At 39.9% G+C, this 21,703-nt stretch carries 18 protein-coding genes; 2 read left to right on the top strand and 16 right to left on the bottom strand.

Annotation, left to right across the window (positions count from 1 at the left end; translation table 11 throughout):
* Positions 1-37: 37 nt before the first annotated feature.
* The 8 genes from HT718_RS06080 to guaA all read right to left on the bottom strand — a co-directional run bounded on the left by HT718_RS06080 (position 38) and on the right by guaA (position 7,815).
* Positions 38-916, bottom strand: coding sequence for a F0F1 ATP synthase subunit gamma (locus tag HT718_RS06080; RefSeq protein ID WP_173267858.1), 879 nt, complete (start codon positions 914-916; stop codon positions 38-40).
* 15 nt (positions 917-931) lie between these two features.
* Positions 932-2,437 (bottom strand): F0F1 ATP synthase subunit alpha, encoded by a 1,506-nt coding sequence (atpA, locus tag HT718_RS06075; RefSeq protein WP_000996629.1) that lies wholly within the window; start codon positions 2,435-2,437, stop codon positions 932-934.
* A 14-nt stretch (positions 2,438-2,451) separates the two neighbouring features.
* Entirely contained in the window at positions 2,452-2,988 is a 537-nt protein-coding gene (locus tag HT718_RS06070; protein WP_033680125.1) for a F0F1 ATP synthase subunit delta, read from the bottom strand.
* Positions 2,988-3,482, bottom strand: coding sequence for a F0F1 ATP synthase subunit B (gene atpF, locus HT718_RS06065; protein WP_173267857.1), 495 nt, complete (start codon positions 3,480-3,482; stop codon positions 2,988-2,990). Before atpF ends, HT718_RS06070 begins: the two co-directional genes overlap by 1 nt.
* Positions 3,483-3,495: 13 nt before the next feature.
* Positions 3,496-4,209 carry a F0F1 ATP synthase subunit A gene (gene atpB, locus HT718_RS06060; protein ID WP_173267856.1) on the bottom strand — a complete coding sequence of 238 codons (714 nt, stop codon included), beginning with the start codon at positions 4,207-4,209 and terminating at the stop codon, positions 3,496-3,498.
* A 32-nt stretch (positions 4,210-4,241) separates the two neighbouring features.
* Positions 4,242-4,442 carry a F0F1 ATP synthase subunit C gene (locus HT718_RS06055; protein WP_001054557.1) on the bottom strand — a complete coding sequence of 67 codons (201 nt, stop codon included), beginning with the start codon at positions 4,440-4,442 and terminating at the stop codon, positions 4,242-4,244.
* A 314-nt stretch (positions 4,443-4,756) separates the two neighbouring features.
* On the bottom strand, positions 4,757-6,043 hold the full coding sequence (locus HT718_RS06050) for a U32 family peptidase (protein ID WP_173267855.1): 1,287 nt from the start codon (positions 6,041-6,043) through the stop codon (positions 4,757-4,759).
* A 209-nt stretch (positions 6,044-6,252) separates the two neighbouring features.
* Positions 6,253-7,815: a glutamine-hydrolyzing GMP synthase gene (guaA, locus tag HT718_RS06045; RefSeq protein ID WP_173267854.1), complete on the bottom strand. Its 1,563-nt coding sequence runs from the start codon at positions 7,813-7,815 to the stop codon at positions 6,253-6,255.
* A gap of 140 nt (positions 7,816-7,955) precedes the next feature.
* Between guaA and HT718_RS06040 the strand changes: the two genes are divergently transcribed.
* A complete protein-coding gene (locus tag HT718_RS06040) occupies positions 7,956-8,654 on the top strand; it encodes a GntR family transcriptional regulator (RefSeq protein WP_173267853.1) in 699 nt (232 codons plus the stop codon).
* Between the two features lie 44 nt (positions 8,655-8,698).
* Here HT718_RS06040 and HT718_RS06035 read toward each other — a convergent pair whose 3' ends face one another.
* From HT718_RS06035 to parE, 8 genes are all read right to left on the bottom strand, one after another.
* On the bottom strand, positions 8,699-9,595 hold the full coding sequence (locus HT718_RS06035; RefSeq protein ID WP_173267852.1) for a DMT family transporter: 897 nt from the start codon (positions 9,593-9,595) through the stop codon (positions 8,699-8,701).
* Positions 9,596-9,603: 8 nt separating this feature from the next.
* On the bottom strand, positions 9,604-10,539 hold the full coding sequence (locus HT718_RS06030; RefSeq protein ID WP_173267851.1) for a serine hydrolase domain-containing protein: 936 nt from the start codon (positions 10,537-10,539) through the stop codon (positions 9,604-9,606).
* A complete protein-coding gene (locus tag HT718_RS06025; protein WP_001102239.1) occupies positions 10,536-11,261 on the bottom strand; it encodes a CppA N-terminal domain-containing protein in 726 nt (241 codons plus the stop codon). The genes HT718_RS06030 and HT718_RS06025 overlap by 4 nt, the downstream gene beginning before the upstream one ends.
* 618 nt (positions 11,262-11,879) lie before the next feature.
* The gene (locus tag HT718_RS06020) at positions 11,880-14,330 is read right to left on the bottom strand and encodes a thiol-activated cytolysin family protein (RefSeq protein WP_173267850.1); all 2,451 of its coding nucleotides are present in this window, start codon (positions 14,328-14,330) and stop codon (positions 11,880-11,882) included.
* Between the two features lie 328 nt (positions 14,331-14,658).
* The gene (gene parC, locus HT718_RS06015; RefSeq protein ID WP_173267849.1) at positions 14,659-17,139 is read right to left on the bottom strand and encodes a DNA topoisomerase IV subunit A; all 2,481 of its coding nucleotides are present in this window, start codon (positions 17,137-17,139) and stop codon (positions 14,659-14,661) included.
* A gap of 368 nt (positions 17,140-17,507) precedes the next feature.
* Complete coding sequence (locus tag HT718_RS06010; RefSeq protein ID WP_153196354.1) at positions 17,508-18,068, bottom strand: GTP pyrophosphokinase; 561 nt, start codon at positions 18,066-18,068, stop codon at positions 17,508-17,510.
* A gap of 29 nt (positions 18,069-18,097) precedes the next feature.
* Positions 18,098-18,925 carry an aminoglycoside 6-adenylyltransferase gene (locus HT718_RS06005; RefSeq protein ID WP_173267848.1) on the bottom strand — a complete coding sequence of 276 codons (828 nt, stop codon included), beginning with the start codon at positions 18,923-18,925 and terminating at the stop codon, positions 18,098-18,100.
* Positions 18,926-18,952: 27 nt separating this feature from the next.
* Positions 18,953-20,896, bottom strand: coding sequence for a DNA topoisomerase IV subunit B (gene parE, locus HT718_RS06000; protein WP_173267847.1), 1,944 nt, complete (start codon positions 20,894-20,896; stop codon positions 18,953-18,955).
* Between the two features lie 135 nt (positions 20,897-21,031).
* On the opposite strand from parE, the gene plsY reads away from it, so the two are divergent.
* Positions 21,032-21,673, top strand: a complete 642-nt coding sequence (plsY, locus tag HT718_RS05995; protein WP_173267846.1) for a glycerol-3-phosphate 1-O-acyltransferase PlsY — start codon at positions 21,032-21,034, stop codon at positions 21,671-21,673.
* Positions 21,674-21,703: the final 30 nt, after the last annotated feature.

Below are 21,703 nucleotides of genomic sequence, written 5' to 3'. Positions count from 1 at the left end.
GGTCCTAAGTTCATTTTCATACGAGCTGGACTAGAGCCTATTCTAAGGCACTAGCTCCTGCTACGATTTCTGTAATTTCTTGTGTAATCGCCGCCTGTCTGGCACGGTTATACTGAATTGTCAAATCATTAATGACTTTCTTAGCATTATCTGTCGCTGTTTGCATAGCTGTCATACCAGCAGCATTTTCAGCTGTCTTGGCATCGATAATAGCCCCGTAAATCATACTTTCTGCAAACTGAGGCAACAACTGCTCCAAAATTTCTTCTCGGCTGGTTTCCAATTCAAAAGTCAAGCTGTAGTCTTCATCCGCTTCATTGGGATCCAAGTCAACAATCGGAAGCATTTGTTCCACACGCATTTGACTGGTTAGCGTATTGACATGGTGGTTGTAGCAGACATAGAGTTCATCAAAAAGTTCATTTTGGTACATTTCAACTGTTTTTGAAATAATCTTACAAACTTCATCAAAGCTAGGTTGATCCGCCAAGCCACGTAACTCATAAAGTGGTTGAATACCGCGAGCTTTAAAGAAGTCAGCTCCCATTCCACCGATACAGATCATTTCAAAGCCTTTACCGTCTGGATGGTATTCTTCTTTCAACTCCATAACAGCTTTCAGAATAGAGGAATTATAACCTCCAACCAAACCGCGGTCTGAAGTAATGACGATATAGCCTGTCTTCTTAACTGGACGACTAATCAACATCGGATTGGTTGAGCCACCAGATCCATTACCATGAAGGATATCTGTCAAGAGCTTGCGAACTTTCCGAGCGTAAACTTGGAAGTTGCGAGCAGCTTCCTCAGAGCGACCTAGCTTAGCAGCCGAAACCATTTGCATGGCATTAGTGATTTGACTCGTATTTTTTGTTGAGGCGATTTTTGTTTTAATATCATTTAGAGATACTGCCATCTGACACCTCTATTCTTATTGGAAGCTGGTTTGATTGAGAAACTCTGTAATCGCAGCATCCAAGACTGCTTCTTCTGGCAAGTCTTTTGTATCACGAATTGTTTCCAAAATCTCTGGATGTTGAGCATCAAAGAAGGCATGGAACTCTTCCTCAAAACGAACGATATCATCTACTGGAACAGTATCCAAGAAACCATGTGTCAAAGCATAGAGAATGGTTACTTGTTTCTCAACAGGTAATGGTTTGTGAACAGGTTGTTTCAAGACCTCAACGGTACGACGTCCACGGTTCAACTTAGCCTGCGTTGCTGCATCCAAGTCAGAACCAAACTTAGTGAAGGCTTCCAACTCACGGTATGAAGCAAGGTCGATACGAAGTGTACCAGCAACCTTTTTCATAGCTTTGATTTGTGCAGAACCACCTACACGAGATACAGATGAACCCGCATCGATGGCTGGACGAATACCCGCATTGAAGAGACCATCGCCAAGGAAGATTTGTCCATCAGTGATAGAAATCACGTTGGTTGCGATATAGGCAGAGATATCTCCTGCTTGTGTCTCGATAAATGGTAGGGCTGTAATTGATCCACCACCAAGTTCATCAGAAACTTTAGCTGAGCGCTCAAGCAAACGGCTGTGGAGGTAGAAAACATCCCCTGGGAAGGCTTCACGACCTGGAGGACGACGAAGCAAGAGAGAGAGTTCACGATACGCAACCGCTTGTTTTGATAAATCATCATAAACAATCAAAACATGCTTACCTTGGTACATAAATTCTTCCGCCATAGCAACCCCAGCATAGGGAGCTAGGAAAAGCAATGGAGAAGGTTGTGAAGCAGAGGCTGTCACAACGATTGTGTAATCCAAGGCACCGTACTGACGAAGTGTTTCTACTTGCGTACGAACTGTTGATTCTTTTTGTCCAATCGCGACATAAATACAGATCATATCTTGACCTTTTTGGTTCAAAATTGTATCAATCGCAATGGTTGTTTTCCCTGTCTGACGGTCACCGATAATCAACTCACGTTGACCACGACCAATCGGTACAAGGGCGTCAATAGCTTTCAAACCAGTTTGCAATGGTTCTGATACAGACTTACGTTGCATAACACCAGGAGCTGGCGCTTCTACTGGACGAGTTTTATCAGTGTGGATCTCTCCAAGACCGTCAACTGGACGACCAAGTGGGTCCACAACACGACCAATCAGACTCTCACCTACTGGGACTTCCATGATTTTCCCTGTACGGCGGATTGTATCGCCTTCACGGATATCTGTAAAGTCACCTAGGATGATAATACCGACGTCAGTTGACTCCAAGTTTTGAGCCATCCCATAAGAGCCGTTTTCAAAGATTAACAACTCTCCACTCATGGCATTTTCAAGGCCGTGAGCACGCGCGATACCGTCCCCGATATAGGTTACAACACCTGTTTCAGTCACATCAAAATTGGGTTTGAAATTTTCAATTTGTTGCTTAATTAAAGCGCTGATTTCTTGTGCGTTAATTGCCAAAAGAACACCACTTTCTATTTCAAATTTTCTTTAACAACTTTAAGTTGTTGTTTAATACTCACATCAATTGTCTTGTGATTGGCAAAAATGACAAAACCACCAATGAGACTTTCATCGATTTGTTCTTTTACACTCCGCACTTTCAGAGACATTTTTTTCTCAATCAAAGGGAGCAAGCGACTCTTCTGTTCATCAGTTAAAGGATGAGCTGACGTAATCGTCACTTCAAATCGATTTGTTTCTTTTTCAAGTCGGTTCAAGCAATCTACAAGCACATCATAAAAAAGATTTGCTCTGTGATTGTAGATAAGAACCTGGATCAAGTTTTGCAATAAAGGTGACACAGAGTCTTGGAAGAACGCAATTGTTTTTTCTTTATCAGACTCGTCTACGGCCACTTTTTTTAAAAAAGAAGGTAAACCTGTTTCTTCAGCAACTTGCTTGATTTGAGTCAAGTCTGAAAAGATACGGTCTTCTTCTCCTTTTTCAAGTACCAATTGGACAAAAGGCATGCTGTATTTTTCAATTACCTTTACTGTTTTCTTGTCCATTAAGCTTCTCCTAGCTGATCGATATACTGATCAATGAGTTCTTTATGGGCATGACCATCAAGGTTTTGTGAGATGATTTTACCAGCCAAGCTGATTGTCAAATCTGCTACCTCACCCTTAACGCTTTGTAAAGCTTCAGCTTTGTTTTGAGCAATTTCTTGGTTTGCTTTTTCTTTTAAGCGTCCTGCTTCTAGTTTAGCATCAGCTAAAATACTAGCCTTACTTTTCTCAGCTGTTTCTTTCGCATTCTCAATGATTGTCTTAGCTTCTTTACGGCTACCAGCTAATTCATCTTCGCGTTTTTGAGCTAACACTTCTGCTTTTTCACGGGCTTCTTCAGCTCTGTCGATATCTGAAGCAATTTTTTCAGCTCTTTCTTCGAAAATGCCTGTAATATTAGACCATGCAAATTTTTTAATCAAGACTAGCAAAAGGATAAAAGAGCCAGCGATTAAAATAAAATTACCAATTAATTCACCTACTGTTACGTGCATCAGTTACTCCTTTCTACTCTTCATCATTAATTTTATTTCCTAGGTACATAGAGGATAATAGTGTAAAGACATAGGCTTGTACACAAGAAATGAACACGGAAAATGCAGTCCAAACTAAGTTTGCCCCAAAAGCTACTGGATACCAAAAAATAGCCTGATGTGAAAGTAAGATAAGCAAGCTTGTCATTACCTCACCTGCAAAGATATTCCCAAAAATCCGCAAAGCAAGAGAAAGGAAATTCGTGACTTCTTCAAGTAGATTCATCGGTGTCATAAATGCAGGAGTTACATAACCTTTTAGGTATTGTTTAATCCCACGACGACGAATCCCCTCAATGTGCGCCATCACAATAATACAGAAAGACAAGACAAGGTCAAATGAAAGATTTGCAGTTGGCGATGTCCAAAGGTTTGTCCCATCTGTTGTTTGAAGTTTAGCCATCAAACCAAGATTATTGGCGATGACCATAAAAAGAAATAAACATAAGTAAAAGAGTGAGTAATCTTTTATGTAGTGGGAACCAAGGTTAGGTTCTGTAAATCCAATTACAAAATCATAGAGAAACTCTAATACATTTTGTTTACCATTGGGTTTCAATGTCATATTACGACTTGCCCAATAGATAAATGCAAAAATCAGAAACACAGACAGCAAAGTCAAAGCTGTCAAAGTTAAATCAAAGGTAACAGGACCAATATTGATGGTTGGATTGATACTTTCTTCCATCTAACATTCTCCCTTCTCCAATTTATATTTCGTTATTTAATAATAAATGAGAAGACAAGAGTTACAAAGAAAGTTCCTTCAATAAAGGCAACCCCTAAAAACATCAAGCTACGAAACTCAGCGATAATATCTGGTTGGCGAGCTACTGATTTCAACAAACCATTCATCAACAAACCTTCACCAAGGGATACACCCATACAGGCAAGACATAGACCAAAAAATGTTAAATTCATGACGAATTCTCCTTTTAATTAAAATTTACTTACTTAGTTTAGTCCTAAAAATTGGATTTGTCAACTTTTTACTAACATTGAAAGCGTTTAATGAAAATTATTTACAATTTTACTATTTTTGAGTCTATTAATAGAAAACTTTGTAAAAAACTTGTAATAAATCCGACCATTATCTAGACCTTTCTGAAAAATATTGAAAAAATCCGAGATGTAATCTCGGATGGAAATTAATATATTTTCTTTAACCTAATGTTCTTTTAGTAAGTAGGATTAAAGGGAAAGCAACTAGAAAGCTTTCGTCTCCTACATGTTTATTAAGCACGAACTGTGACGCTGGTTCCATCTTCCTTATAAAGATTGATGAGTCCTTCTTTCAATGCACGAACCATGTCTCCTGCTTGAACGGGTTGAGGCACCTTAATAGTCAAGAGTTCCATTGGATTTGGAGCGCGGTCGATTTTATTGCCTTTGGCATCATGCAAATCTTCGATATACGTTTCAAAATGACGGAAACCTGGGCCGTAAAACTCAACTTGGTCTCCTTCGTTAATAACGTTCCGTTGACGAATAGTTGCTGTTTGTGTCGAATCATCATAAGAAACCACTTCAGCAACAAACTTGTACTCAGGAATTTTACGGCGAGCACCAAACAACTGCTCATTTTCAGATGGTGTACCGTAGTAGAAACCTGTTGCCAATTCACGTTGAGCAACCTTCCACATTTCGTCCACCAAATCTTGTTTAATAGCTTCAAACTTTTCAGGACTTTCAAGATATGCATCCACAGCCGCCTTGTAGCAGTTGGTTACTGTTGATACGTAGTGAATAGACTTCATACGCCCTTCAATCTTAAGACTGTCCACTCCATTTTCAATCATATCTGGAATATGGTCAATCATAGACATATCAACGGCTGACATTGAAAATTCTTCAGGAATTTCACCTTTCAAGCTCTTGCGTTCTTGACCAAATGGCATATCGTAAAGGTCGTATTTCCAACGACAAGACTGAGAGCAACCACCACGGTTGGCATCACGCATACTCATGTGGTTTGAAAGAGTACAACGACCAGAGTAAGAAATACACATGGCTCCGTGGACAAAGGCTTCAATCTCAACATCTGTACGTTTGCGGATTTCAGCTAATTCTTCCATCGAAACCTCACGCGCCAAAACGACACGAGTCAAGCCCAATCCTTTCCAGAACTCAAGCGTTTCATAGTTAGTGGCACTGGCTTGGGTAGAGAGGTGGATTTCAAGACCAGGCGCTTCTGTCGCTGCAATCATAATCAAGGCAGGATCAGACACGATAACTGCCGCGATTCCGATATCACGCAGTTTACGGAACCACTCACCGGCACCAGCTTCATTTCCTTCGTGCATAACCATGTTGGCAGCTACATAGACCTTGGCACCGTACTTAGCCGCAAACTGAACACCTTCTTCCATCTGTTCAAAGGTAAAGTTTCCAGCACGGCTACGAAGACCATAGGCCTGACCACCGATAAAGACAGCATCTGCTCCATACTGAACAGCTACCTTTAGCTTCTCTAAAGTCCCTGCAGGTGATAAAACCTCAGGACGTTTTAATGTTTTTGTCATGTTTTCTCCTATTTGCAATATAAAAGTTTGACGTTTTTCCTTCTCATTTTATAGTAAATAAGCCATAAAATCAAGCCTGGACAGATTGTTTTGACAATTCTAATCTTTCAGCAGTTGAAACAAGTAGTAAAAAGAGCCGATAAAGTAAAAACCAGTATCCAAAGATACTGGCTAACTAAACTACATGGAATAATCTAGTCCTTAAACGACTATTCCCACTCAACTGTTGCAGGTGGTTTACTTGTAATATCGTAGACGATACGGTTCACATGATCCACTTCGTTTACGATACGTACTGAGATTTTTTGAAGGACTTCCCAAGGAATTTTGGCAAAGTCAGCAGTCATACCATCTATAGAGGTAATAGCACGGATTGCAATCGTATAGTCGTAAGTACGACCGTCACCCATAACACCAACTGAACGAACGCCTGTGTTAACAGTGAAGTATTGCCAGATATCGCGGTCAAGACCAGCTTTAGCAATTTCCTCACGAAGGATAGCATCTGATTCACGAACGGTTTCTAGTTTTTCTTCAGTGATTTCACCCATGACACGAATCGCAAGACCTGGGCCTGGGAATGGTTGGCGCCATACGATATGGTCTGGCATGCCAAGTTCTGTACCGAGAGCACGAACCTCATCTTTATAAAGAGTGTTGAGAGGTTCAATCAATTCAAACTGCATGTCTTCTGGAAGACCACCAACGTTGTGGTGTGACTTGATCGTCTGAGCTGTATCCGTACCAGACTCGATCACGTCTGTATAAAGAGTTCCTTGAGCAAGGAATTTCACATCTTTGAGTTTGCTTGCTTCGTCATCAAAGACATAGACAAACTCATTACCAATGATTTTACGTTTTTGTTCAGGGTCAGAAACACCAGCAAGTTTGTCAAGGAAGCGTTTTGCAGCGTCTGCTTTGACGATATTCAAACCAAACTTACCACCAAGCATGTCCATAACTTGATCTGCTTCTCCTTTACGAAGAAGACCGTGGTCTACGAAGATACAGATCAATTGATCGCCAATTGCTTTTTGAAGAAGAACACCAACAACTGAAGAGTCAACTCCACCTGATAGACCGAGAAGAACACGTTTATCACCGACTGTTTCACGGATTTTTTGAATCTGCATATCGATGAAATTATCCATTGACCAGTCGCCTTTAGCCTTACAGATGTTAAGGGCAAAGTTACGAAGGATATCATTTCCGTATACAGAATGGCGAACTTCTGGGTGGAATTGGATACCGTAAATGTGTTTGTCTGGATTTTCAATGGCCGCATAAGGGCAGTCAGCTGATGTTCCAGCACGAACAAAGTCAGCAGGAATCTCAGTAACTGCATCACCATGGCTCATCAAAACAGTCTGTTCATCCGGTGTTGATTCAAAAAGAGCTGATGGTGTGTGAGTTAGGGTTGATTGACCATATTCACGATTTCCAGCGTCACCTGCAGGAACAACTTTTCCTCCAAGTTTATGGGTCAATAACTGCATACCGTAACAGATTCCCAAAATAGGAATTCCCAGTTCGAAGATTTCTGGGTCAATATCGAATGAACCATCTTCGTATACAGAGTTTGGTCCACCTGAAAGGATAATTCCTACAGGATTGATTTCACGAACTTCAGCAGCTGAAATTTTATGGCTTTTTAGTTCTGAAAACACACCAATCTCACGGATACGGCGTGAAATCAGCTGATTGTATTGGCTACCATAGTCCAATACGATAATTTTTTCTACATCTTGCAAATCAGTTGAAATGTTGCTCATCTTTTTCCTTTCTCAAAAGAAATATCTTTTTCAAATATTCTATCACAAATAAGGGCGAATTACCAACTAAACAAGGCGAAGTTTGACTTTTTCTCGTTTATTGGGGTACAATAGAGAAAAGATAGAAATGAAGTGAAAACATGCTACCAGCTTATATGAAAATCCATGATCAGATAAAAAAGGATATTGACGAGCACCGTTGGTCCATTGGTGAGAGGCTGCCGAGTGAAAGAGATTTGGCTGAACAATTTGAGGTCAGTCGTATGACCCTCCGCCAAGCCGTATCTCTATTAGTCGAAGAAGGCGTTTTAGAGCGCCGTGTTGGAAGTGGCACCTTTGTTTCCAGTACTCGAGTACAAGAAAAGATGCGAGGGACAACCAGTTTTACTGAAATTGTTAAGTCCCAAGGTAAAGTACCCTCTAGCCAACTCATTTCCTACAGAAAAACTATTCCTAATGAGCAAGAAGTTGCCAAATTAGGAATTTCTCCAACCGAAAACATTATCCGAATGGAACGTGTCCGCTATGCCGACAAAGTTCCCCTGGTTTATGAAGTTGCTTCTATTCCTGAAAAATTTATTAAGAACTTTAAAAAAGAAGAAATCACCAGTCATTTCTTCCAAACCCTACAAAAATATGGCTACCGTATTGGCAAATCACAGCAGACCATCTATGCTCGCCTCGCTAAGGAAAAAATTGCCCACTATTTGGAAGTTGAAAAAGGCCATGCTATTCTTGGTTTGACTCAGGTTTCCTACCTAGAAGATGGAACAGCTTTTGAATACGTAAAAAGTCAATATGTAGGCGAACGTTTTGAATTTTATCTTGAAAACAATTAGATTACTAGGAAAAAACTCTCTGTCATCACGGACAAAGAGTCTTTTTATTTTTCCAAGAGTAAATCTTTCAAAGAAATCAGAGTTACAGCAAACAATATCATTGCCATACCAAGAAAATCAATGGGATAAAATTGTTCATTCATGATTAGAAAGGCAAAGAAAACCGCCGAAATTGGCTCGATCGAAGCCAACAAGCTTGACTTAACTGGTCCAATCAAACTGGCTCCCTTTAAGAAGGCTGTATAAGCAAAGACAGTCCCGATAAGGATAATGCCCGCAAACGCAAGGAGAAAATCAAGACTAGTCGGGATATCAGCCTGTAGAACTCCTGTAAAAGGAAGGGCGACCAAACCTGCTATGACCATTCCCACACCAATGACCAAGCTGCTCCCCCACTTCTTAATCAAGGCTATTGGCAAAATAATATAAAGGGCGTAAGTCAGAGCAGAAAAGAGCCCCCAGAACAAGCCTGTAGGTGTTATGGATAACTGGTCCAACTGCCCATGTGTTGCAATAAGAAAGGTCCCTCCGATAGCTAATATGATAGAAACTATCTCTCCCAGTGTCGGCGCCACCTTATCCTTGATACAGCTATAAATTAAAATTCCGACAGGACAAACATACTGAAGCACCGTCGCTGTTCCTGCATTGGTCTCCTGAATAGCAGACAGATAAGCAAATTGGTTGAGAAAAAGACCAATTAGAGCAAAAATGAGAAGAGATAGCAAACTCTTCTTATCCGTTAAAAAGGCCAGCATTTTATCCTTTGCAGTGGCATAAGCCAAGAGCATGAGAATTCCACCAGCGATTAAAAGACGCAAGTTGGTCAAAACCAAAGCCGAAATTCCGTGTGCCATCAGGTACTGGCCACTCGTTCCTGACAAGCCCCAAGCAATACCAGCAACAACTGTTAATAGAGTCCCTTTTAAACTATTTGACATGTCTCTCCTTACTCTTCTTTACGAATCAAGTCCATCACTTGATTGCGGTCTAAAATCCATTGAGCCCTCTCATCCTTTTCATAGGTACGATTCGATAGAAAAATAGCCGCTTCTTGCTTCTGACGATTCCACATGATAAAGGTACCTGTATAGCCCGTATGGTCTAGCCAATCTCCTTCCAAATTCCATGCTAAAGAACGCTCCTTATCATCCAAAGGAGAAAAATTTTGACTCAAATCTCTTGCAAAATCATCTGCTAAATAATGTTCTACAAAGATTTGTAAATCCTTTACAGTCGAAAACAAACCAGCACTACCAGCATGTCTGCCCAAGAGACGAGCTTTAGGATCATGCACTATGCCTGCCTCTACACCTCTGACTGTTGGAACAGCAAGCTCAACAGGGCCAAACTTGGTTTCCTTCATTCCCCAAGGATTCCAAACTTGTTCTTGTAAAATCACATCCAGGTCTTGATTAAAGATTCTTTCCAAAATAAAACCTAAAAGCAAAAAATGGACATCCGAATAAAGAAAGGCTGGCTGACTTCGTCTCTTGAGATGAAACATGGCTTCCTTTAATTCTGAGGCAGTTAAAAGATCACGATTGGGAATAAACGGATCAAGATCTGTAGCATGAGTTAAGAGCTGACGAATAGTGATGTCTGGATAATCACTCTCAGCTAAAAAATCTATTACAGGTCTGTCAATATCTAATTTGCCTTTTTCCCACAAGAAGATACAAACTGTGCCAACCCCAACAACCTTGCTGACACTGGCTAGGTCATAAACGAGTCCTGCCTCAGTCTGCAAGCCATACTCTGGGTCACTCTGGCCAATATAGAACTCCGTCCATTGATTGCCCTTAAAATACGCAAAAGAGGCTCCGGGATAAATCCCTGCCTCGATTTGTTCTTCTATTTTTTTAATAATCTTGGTCCACTTCATACTTCTTCAAACCACAATTCAACATTATTTCTATCTTTTCCAAGGAAGAATTTTTCAGACTTAGGAATAAAATATTCGGTAGATTCAAACTTCTGGCGAAGACTTGCTATATCTAGTTCATTGACCAAGAACTTGAGCATAGATAAATCCCAAGTAACTGTATTTTCTACCATCAAATCCCGCCCCTGAGCTGGGATAAAATCAAGTGAAGTCCCAACTTCAGATACTTCCAAGAAACTTTCAATATCAGTTGGGAGATGTAATTCCATAGAAATCTCAAATTTACTTAAAGAAATTGATTCCAAATCTGTTTGAAATTCAGGGTTTTCTTCTACTTCTACTAGACTTGCTCTATCATCTTCCGCATGAATCAAAACCAAATCATCTTCTGGAGAGTAAATTTCAAAAGCGTAGCCGTTTTGCCCCTTATATAATCGATGAATCGAATCTGTTTTAGCTAATAAGGCTTCAATTTCCAAGGGATTTTCCACCTTGACAAGTAATCTAGCCAGCTTCTTTCTTCCTTCCACTTTACGAGAACGCATACTTGGAGCTTCTTCTAAAACAAGTTTTTCAAGGCCTGTTTGATCACCTAGTGATAGAAAGGCTGACTCTTCTAACAAGACTTTCATACCGAGGGTTTCCATATAAAAGGTTTCATTTAAATTTCTATTATTAACTTTTAAAGTAGGAATAATCCGTACAATTTGATTTACATTCATAAATTCCTCCGTCACTTTTTATTTTATAGGATTTTAGAATTTTTTACAAGATATTATACTCAAATTTAACAATTTTAACCTCATTAAACATCTTTTTGAGGAACATGAGTTAAAACTCGACGTTTAGGAGAAATTGAAGTAAATATATCCATAATAAAACACAGAATAGACGTTTTCCAATAAATATATCTACTATACACACCCCTATGCCCTATGGAAAAAGTAAACTAATGTAAATCACAAGAGGTCCATTCGGAGATGGTTACCTAAAGAAGCTAGAAAATGACTCCTAAAATAGATCCCTTTATCGAGAATTAAATTCATAACTATCCTAAAAAATCTTAAACTACAAGAGAATTTCTTCTTATTGACTACTTGAACTTGAAGGTCTCCTTAAATATTAACCGCTATAGCTTTGAATATAAAAACAAGAGATGTCTTCTTACCTTGGGTCTAATAAATCTATAATGCTATTCACAAGAACGATTAATTTATATATATACTTATATGTAAACTACTCATAAAACAAGACACAGAAAAACACCCCAAGAGTTAGAATTTGGACTAACTTTTGGGGTTCAATTCATTAGTATAACTAATTATTTTTACAAGTGAGAATTAGTTGTTTTCAACTTTTTCATCGTATTTTGGTCTGATTGTTGTACCTGAATTAATAATGGTACGTTTTTGGACTAGAGGAAGATCGGTACGATTGTAAACAGTACGCCATGGTTCCCAAGCAAGACCTGTTTTTTCCTGAATCTTCACGCGTAGGTTACGTACATTTCCTTTAAATTGAAGCTCCGTTTGGAAGCCAGCAGTTCTGTTCTGACCGTTATGCTCCCACTGACGTGAACGAATACTTTCAATACCATCCTTATCGTAAGTCACTTCATCCCAGTAAACATAGTAACGAGCAATATAAGCTCCCTTATGTTGTAAATTGAGGTAACCATTTTTGTATGAAGTCACTTTTGTTTCAATGTAGTCTGTATTACTTTGAATTGTAGCTACTTGATTATCTTTCAAAAATGCAGTTTTGTAAGAAATTGGAACAGCAGGGTTTTGTGTACTAAAAGTAGCTCCTTCTTGAATCAATTTCTTCAAGTCTTCTACCGTACCTGTTACAACGCGTGCAGCACCATCAGCATTGCCACCTACAATTGAAACTGTTACTGTTGTATTTTTCAAGACACGCGCCCATTCAGATTCAGCTTTAATAGGTACTCCCTTGATTACAGCATTGATTGCTGCTTTCAATTCTGTACTCTTGCTTGTTGTTTCAAACTTAACATACATTTGACGTCCGTATGACACGCTTGATACATACACAGGAGGAGTATTTTCGTCAATTCCACGTTCTTTCAATTGATCAACTGTTACTCCTGGAGCAAATACATCTGATGGATTTTTTGGAGCATCAAAGTTTGCAGTATAGTAAATTTGTTTAAAATCAACTACCTCAATTTGTTTTTCACCTTTGTTAACAGCTTCAAAGTCAATTTTTAAATTAACCCCAACTTTTTCAAAGTCACTTCCAAATTTCGCTTTCAATTGATTCATGCTGTAAGCAGACGTTGATTCGTACTGCATACGTGCTGGAGCAGGATTTTTCGCAGCATATTTTTCATGCCAACGATTTAACAGAGTATTCACACCTTCTTGCATACCACTTGCAGTTGGATTAGCATCTACATAGCTATCTCCGCCTACCATTCCTGGTAAATCAACACTGATTCTACCTTTGCTACGATCTAAACTAATTTGTTGTGGTTTATTTTCTAGAAGGTCTTGATTGGCTTTAAACAAAGCACCTAGGTAAATATCTCCATTGCTATTAATAGCAACATCAGCATGACTACTAGAAAGGTTCTTCTTCACTTTTTCTACAACTACAAATTCACTGCCTTGTTGTTTTGTACTTGTATTCATGTAATTTTCAATTGCCTCGCCTCGTCTAGTTAAAATATTTGTTTTATCATAATTCAAACCAAACAAATATTTATTTAGTTCTGCAGTAAAATCTGTTTTAACTTTGTTTTCTGTTTTCTTACTTTCTACTACTTTTTCTTCTTTTACAGAACGATATACTTCAACTTCTGCTAAACTAAGAGGAGTTTTAGATTTATTTAATTCAATTTTGACATATCGTGCATTATCTCCTGAGAATTGAACATCAACTGTTGGTTGGCTATTTAAACTATCAACATGTTTACGAGCTACTTCATTCCCATCTTTATCCAATAAAATAACATCGAAATTAGATAAACGATTCGCTACATCACCATCTCCACGATTGTAAATACGAACAGTTCCTACTGCTTCTTCTTTCTCTAAATCAACTTTCCACCAAGAATGATCTTGAAAATCTGTATGGGTAACGGAACGGTGGTTCCATGCGTTATCTCGATTTCCATCAACCGCTCTAGAAGCTTCTCCTCCATAGGCAATTGAACTTTGACTTGCAGGTTTATGAGAAGCAATATTTTCACCTAGAGAACGATATACTTCAACTTCTGCTAAACTAAGTGCAGTTTTAGATTTATTTAATTCAATTTTTACATATCGTGCATTAACTCCAGTGAATTGAACATCAACTGTTGGTTGATCATTTAAACTATCAACATGTTGACGAGCAACTTCATTTCCATCTTTATCTAACAAAATAACATCAAAATTAGATAAACGATCCCCTACATTACTGTCTCCACGATTGTAAATACGAACAGTTCCCACACCTTCTTCTTTTGCTAGATCAACTTTCCACCAAGAATGATCTTGAAAATCTGTATGAGTAACTGAGCGATGGCCGTAGTCATTATCTCGATTGCCGTCAACCGCTCTAGAAGCATCTGCACCATAAGCAGTCGAACTCTGACTTGCAGACTTATGTGCAGCAATATTTTCACCAGCAACTGCAGCAACGCTTGGCTCTGTTGCTTTTACTACATTTGTTTGAAATACAAGGCCAGAAGCTAGCAAAAATGTTGCAATGGCAACACCACATACTCCAACACTACGTTTACGAATAGAAAAACGAAATCCTTTATCTTGTTTATTTTGAGACATACAAAACTCCTTTTAGATTAATCAAACTACATTTCTTGAACGCGCTTTCTTAAAACAATAAAAGTATAACATAAAAATAATATATGCGCAATCGTTTTCTTAAAAAATATTATTTTTTTATTAATCTAGCTTGAATAATTGACAACATATTAATAATTTCACAATTAAATACCAGGCGGTCTATACCAATAAAGACAAGAAAACGAACAGGATTGAGTCCCTATCAGTTGGGAATCAGCACTGTTCGTTTTTGTATATATAATCAAATTCAACTCTTAAATCTATAGCTTAAGAAATTTCTTAATGAAAAGCTTTTCATTGTTTTTTATCATTTCTTAGATTCAAGTTCTGTATAAGCTTCCTGAAGATAAGCATCAAAAACTTCTTCATCTGAAATGGTATCGGATATAAAGCTACCGTTACTTGTTCGTTCTGATAGGTTCAAGTCTTTTAATCGGCTTTCATAGGTCCTTCCTTTATTGGATTGGATAACCAGAGTTTGGTCATTCCTGTCCGCCTCTGTACTGAAGAGATCACCAACAAATCCTTGCTCTGCAACTGCACCAGCCAAAAAGACACGGTGCGGTTTGTTTTTTAACTCACGCAAGACTTGTAGTCCTCGTTTGGCACGGCTGGTTACTGGAATTTCCTCGATGGAAACACGTTTCAAACTTCCACGCTGGGTCAAGAGATAGAATGATGAAGTGTTACAGATAAAGGCAGATTGGAGGACATCATCTGCTTTCAAATTCATAGCCTTGACACCTGCAGCCTTAGCACCGACAACTGGAACCTCTTCGATATTGAAACGAAGGGCATAACCATTTTGGCTAATCAAAAGAACATCATCTAGTTTAATCGGAGCCACTGCTACAATCTGGTCTGTATCGTCTTTGAGCTTAGCATACTTGACAGACTTAGACTTGTAGGTTCGCCATGGAGAGAATTCTTTGCGTTCTACACGCTTGATTTGACCGAAACGAGTCGCCGCAAAGTAGGTTGTCGCATCATCAAACTGATCCACGACTTCCACATAAAGGATTTCTTCGTTAGTTTCAAAGTTTGTAACGGTCTGACTCAGATGCTCACCGATATCCTTCCAACGAATATCAGCCAATTCATGAATTGGTCGATAAATGACATTTCCAAGAGTTGTGAACATCAAAAGATGCTGTGTTGTCTTGACAGCTTGTACAAAGATCAAACGGTCATCATCACGTTTACCAATTTCCTCTAGCGTTGAAGCTGCAAAAGAACGCGGGCTGGTACGCTTGATGTAACCTGCCTTGGTCACGCTGACATAGGTATCTTCCTCAGCAATCAGACTAGCTGTATCAATCTCGATTGCTTTCGCAGTGTCTTCTAAAGTACTCAAACGTGGAGTCGCAAATTTCTTCTTGACCTCACGAAGCTCTTTCTTCATGAGATTGTACATAGTCCGTTCATCACCGATAATAGCCGCAAGCATGGCAATCTTTTCACGAAGTTCTGCTTCTTCTTCCTGCAAGACAACCACATCGGTATTGGTCAAACGGTACAGTTGCAAGGTAACGATAGCCTCAGCCTGCTCTTCTGTAAAATCATAGCTAATCTTAAGATTTTCCTTAGCGTCAGCCTTGTTCTCAGAAGCACGGATAAGAGCAATGACTTCATCCAAAATAGAGATAACACGAATCAAACCTTCCACGATATGGAGACGTTTTTCGGCCTTTTCCTTGTCAAAGCGGGAACGTGCCAAAATCACTTCACGACGGTGAGCGATGTAGCTAGACAGGATTGGAACAATCCCAACCTGACGAGGTGTGAAATTGTCAATCGCCACCATGTTAAAGTTGTAGTTGATTTGCAGGTCTGTGTATTTGAAAAGATAATTAAGAACAAGCTCCGTATTGGCATCTTTTTTTAGCTCAATAGCAATACGAAGACCATCACGATCAGACTCATCACGAACCTCAGCAATCCCAGCTACCTTGTTATTGACACGAACATCATCGATTTTCTTGACTAGATTGGCCTTGTTGATTTCATAAGGAATCTCAGTGATAACGATTTGTTCCTTACCACCTTTTAGCTTTTCAATCTCAGTCTTGGAACGAACAACCACGCGCCCTTTCCCAGTTTCGTAGGCTTTCTTAATTTCATCACGCCCCTGAATAATCCCCCCTGTAGGGAAGTCTGGTCCAGGCAAGAATTCCATTAGTTTATCTACCTTGGCAGTTGGGTGGTCAATCATGTAAACTGTCGCATCGATAACTTCGGCCAAATTATGCGGTGGAATATCCGTGGCATAACCAGCCGAAATCCCAGTCGAACCATTGACTAAAAGATTTGGAAAGGCTGCCGGCAGAACAGTCGGTTCTTTCTCGGTATCGTCAAAGTTCCAAGCAAAAGGAACGGTCTTTTTATCGATATCCTGAAGAAGATAGCCTGCAATCTCAGACAAACGCGCCTCAGTATAACGCATAGCCGCAGGAGGATCTCCGTCCATGGAACCGTTATTACCGTGCATTTCAACTAGAATCTCACGATTTTTCCAGTCTTGAGACATACGAACCATGGCGTCATAGATAGAAGAATCCCCGTGTGGGTGGAAATTCCCCATAATGTTACCGACAGACTTGGCCGACTTGCGGTAGCTCTTATCAAAGGTATTGCCATCCTTATTCATCGAATAAAGGATACGGCGCTGAACCGGTTTCAAGCCATCACGAATATCTGGCAAAGCCCGGTCTTGAATAATGTACTTGGAGTAGCGACCAAAGCGCTCTCCCATGATGTCCTCAAGGGACATGTTTTGAATGTTAGACATAGGATACTAAGCCCGTAAAATGCAAAGTGAAAATAGGAAATTCTTAAAGCGAGCGATGCTCGTAAGAGAATTTATCTTTTTCACACAGCATTTAGGGGGTGTTCAACTCCTTTCAAAGAATGTAGAGTGTGTGTAATGATAAAAGGATGTAGAAAGGATTAGTCCCGTGTTCAGTTACTATAAGTAACCAAACTATCCTTTCTGTAATTTAATATGTTGCTTCAGTGAGTAATAAGGAATTTTCACATAGCATTTAGGGCGTGTTCAACTCCTTTCGAAGAATGGAGAGTAAATATTATGGAAAAAGAAAAAATATAGAGTAAGTGAGTTTCATCCAATTCCTATATCATCATTTCCACTTGAAATGTCTACTCCACAAATCCTCGTTTATACTTGATATGACTGGCGATATTGCTATCTACATCTTTCCTATCCCAAAGTTGGAGTTCCCATGGGTAATAAAAATTACTTTTATTTTTAAAATAAATATGAAGACCGACATAGCCATCTTTATCACGTAAATACCAGTTTTTTAGTCCGTAATTCTCTTGCCAATCATCTAATTTCTCCATGACTTGAGCTATCTCTTTGGAACTTAAAATCATACGAGCACCAAAAATATCATTAAGAATGGAATTCACAGGATAACCCTCTTGACGCTCAGAAAAACGTGTAATTTTATCTAAAATAGACTCAGAAGTTTTGACACGATAAACATAGGCAATATCTTGGACATCCGCTTTCATCAGATAGTCATTAATTGACTCATGTAAATTCAGACGGTAGGCCAAAATCGCTTTAGTCGAAACTTTTGAAAAGGTATGCTTGAGATTGATTTTTTCCACCTTACCCGTTTCAAAATAATCTTTAGAATATTCTAGATGAATACGATTAATCTCTGTAATGAGGCGTTCCACTTTTTCAATCATGAGTCTTCTCCTCTCGCTTTTTCATTTTTCTAGTTATTCCCAAACTTCTTCACTCTTTCCTCAGCATACTGAATCATCTTCTCAGCCACTTCCTTATCATAGTCAAATCCCATTTTTTGAGCAAGGTACTGAGCCTCTTGGTGGAAGAATTTCATCGTAGTAAATAAAGACTGGGTGAGCTTCTCTATACTTGAAAAATCAAGCAGATTTGAGAATTCCTTTTCTTTCTCAGCAGGTAAATAGTTAAAGAGGTACTTGTAGTTCTTGCTGACATCGACTCTTCCCCTATCACTTGCTGCCTGCCAGGCCAATACTTTTAACAATTCTTGTTGACAAATACCGTAGAGATGGTCAGTCGAATAGATGACTTGCTTACGACGAATTCCTTTGACCACATAGGCTGACACCCACCAAAATTCATTACAAGATTTTTCAAAATCCGTCTCACTAGCTGAGCTTATCCAGAAACGCAGAGGACTGGGAGAATAAGACTCAAACAAACCCTTCTCATCTACTAAAACTGTGAATCCTGCCTCACTATCCACCCACTCTTGAATGTGGTCTTTGGGGCAGAGCGTCAAATCAATCCGATTGCCATCTTCAAAAAGCATGAGATATAGGCGACGGTGACCAAGGGTGACCTCTTGCTCAATAATGCGTTTGCCAAACCGGTCCAACCAAGAAAGGTCTCTCGTCAGATTATCTAAATCGTCCACAATATAGACCACGTCATAGTCTTGAAATTCATCTTTTAGGGCCTTTGGGTTTGTCCGTGAACCAGACATGGCGATAGCTTCTACTTGTATAGTTTTGGCAGTTTGTAAAATCAGATTTAGCATTTCTGCTTCAGTTCTCATGTTGATACCCATTCGTTAAAAATAGACTTAAAACACTGTCGCTTCTTCCAGCGTAAACTTGACATTATCTTCAATCCACTTACGACGTGGTTCGACCTTATCTCCCATGAGAACATTGACGCGGCGTTCGGCGCGTGCTAGGTCTTCAATGGTGACACGGATGAGGGTACGGGTTTCAGGATTCATAGTTGTTTCCCAGAGCTGATCCGCATTCATCTCACCAAGACCTTTGTAGCGTTGGAGAGTAGCGCCTTTACCGAACTGTTTACGGAGTTCTTCTAGCTCACCGTCCGTCCAAGCATAGGCCACTTCTTCTTTCTTGCCTTTTCCTTTTGACATCTTGTAAAGAGGCGGAAGGGCGATATAGACATGTCCTGCCTCGACAAGAGGACGCATATAACGGTAAAAGAAGGTTAAGAGAAGTGTTTGAATGTGGGCACCGTCGGTATCCGCATCGGTCATGATAATGATCTTGTCATAGTTGGCATCTTCAATAGAGAAGTCTGCTCCCACACCCGCACCGATGGTATAAATCATAGTGTTGATTTCCTCATTTTTGAGAATATCCACCATCTTGGCCTTAACTGTATTGATAACCTTACCACGAAGGGGCAAGATTGCCTGGAACTTGCGGTCACGGCCTTGTTTGGCAGAACCACCGGCAGAGTCCCCCTCGACCAAATAGAGCTCATTCTTAGCAGGGTTTTTAGACTGGGCTGGCGTTAATTTCCCAGAAAGCAAGCCCTTGTCTTTTTTGTTTTTCTTGCCATTTCGGCTCTCATCGCGCGCCTTACGTGCTGCTTCACGAGCATCACGAGCCTTGATGGCCTTGCGGATGAGGTTAGAAGCTAATTCCCCATTTTCCATAAGGAAAAAGGTCAACTTATCAGCCACAATTCCATCCACAACAGAACGAGCCAGTGGGCTTCCTAGTTTGTCCTTGGTCTGACCTTCAAACTGCAAATGTTCTTCAGGAACGAGGATAGAAAGAACGGCTGCTAGTCCTTCACGATAGTCGGAACCTTCAAGGTTTTTATCTTTTTCCTTGAGGAGACCTGTCTTACGCGCATAGTCGTTCATAACCTTGGTAATAGCAGACTTGAGTCCTGTCTCGTGCGTTCCACCGTCCTTGGTGCGAACATTATTAACAAAGGACAGAATGTTATCTGAAAATCCATCATTGTACTGGAGGGCTACTTCCACTTGAAAGCCATTATCCTCACCTTCAAAGTATAGGACAGGCATCAAGGTTTCCTTGTCTTCGTTTAAATAAGAAACAAAGTCCTGTACCCCATTTTCATAGTGAAACTCAACAGACTCATCTGTTCGCTTGTCCGTCAAGGACAAGGTCACATTTTTCAAGAGAAAGGCTGATTCATTGAGACGTTCTGAAATGGTACTGTACTTGAAATCTGTCGTAGAAAAGATCGTCGCGTCAGGCATAAAAGTAACCTTTGTACCTGTCTTAGACTTGGGTGCTGTACCGATTTTCTTCAGAGTCGTGACAGGTTTTCCCCCATTTTCAAAACGTTGCTTGTAGATTGCACCATCACGGGTAATTTCTACTTCTAACCAGCTAGAAAGGGCATTAACAACGGAAGAACCCACCCCGTGAAGTCCACCTGATGTCTTGTATCCTCCTTGACCGAATTTCCCTCCTGCGTGTAGAATGGTAAAGATAACCTCAACTGTTGGGATTCCCATAGCGTGCATACCTGTCGGCATCCCACGTCCGTGGTCTTGAACCGTTAAACTGCCATCTTTATTGATTGTCACATCAATACGGTCACCAAATCCAGACAAGGCCTCATCGACCGCATTATCGACGATTTCCCAGACTAGGTGGTGGAGACCAGCACCATCAGTCGATCCGATATACATCCCTGGACGTTTACGGACCGCATCCAACCCTTCTAGCACCTGAATGGCATCATCATTATAATTGTTAATATTGATTTCCTTTTTTGACACAAGGAACCTCCTATTCGTTCATCTTTACTATTCTACAGGTTTTCCAAGGATTTTGCAAAATTTTTCTTTCTCCGATGTGACAATTTCAGAAGAGATTCTCTGCCTTTCTTCTTCATTTCATGATATAATAGGAGTATGATTACAATAGTTTTATTAATCCTAGCCTATTTGCTGGGTTCGATTCCGTCTGGTCTCTGGATTGGACAAGTATTCTTTCAAATCAATCTGCGCGAGCATGGTTCTGGTAACACTGGAACGACCAATACCTTTCGCATTTTAGGTAAGAAAGCTGGTATGGCAACCTTTGTAATTGACTTTTTCAAAGGAACCCTAGCAACGCTTCTTCCGATTATGTTTCATCTACAAGGCGTTTCGCCTCTCGTCTTTGGACTTTTGGCTGTTATTGGCCATACCTTCCCTATCTTTGCAGGATTTAAGGGAGGCAAGGCTGTCGCAACCAGTGCTGGAGTGGTTTTCGGATTTGCGCCTGTCTTCTGTCTCTACCTAGCAGTTGTTTTCTTTGGAACCCTCTATCTTGGTAGTATGATTTCACTATCTAGTGTCACAGCATCTATCGCGGCTGTCATCGGAGTTCTACTCTTTCCACTTTTTGGTTTTATCCTGAGTCACTACGACCCTCTCTTCATCACTATTATCCTAGCTCTTGCTAGTTTGATCATCATTCGCCATAAGGACAATATCGCTCGTATCAAAAATAAAACTGAAAATTTGGTCCCTTGGGGATTAAACCTAACCCATCAACATCCTAAAAAATAAACGCCAGTTTGTGAACTGCACCCCAAAAGT

Origin of the sequence: Streptococcus sp. 714, assembly GCF_013277115.1 — a bacterium.
GTDB lineage: Bacteria > Bacillota > Bacilli > Lactobacillales > Streptococcaceae > Streptococcus.
This window is presented reverse-complemented; position numbering and strand designations above follow the sequence as displayed.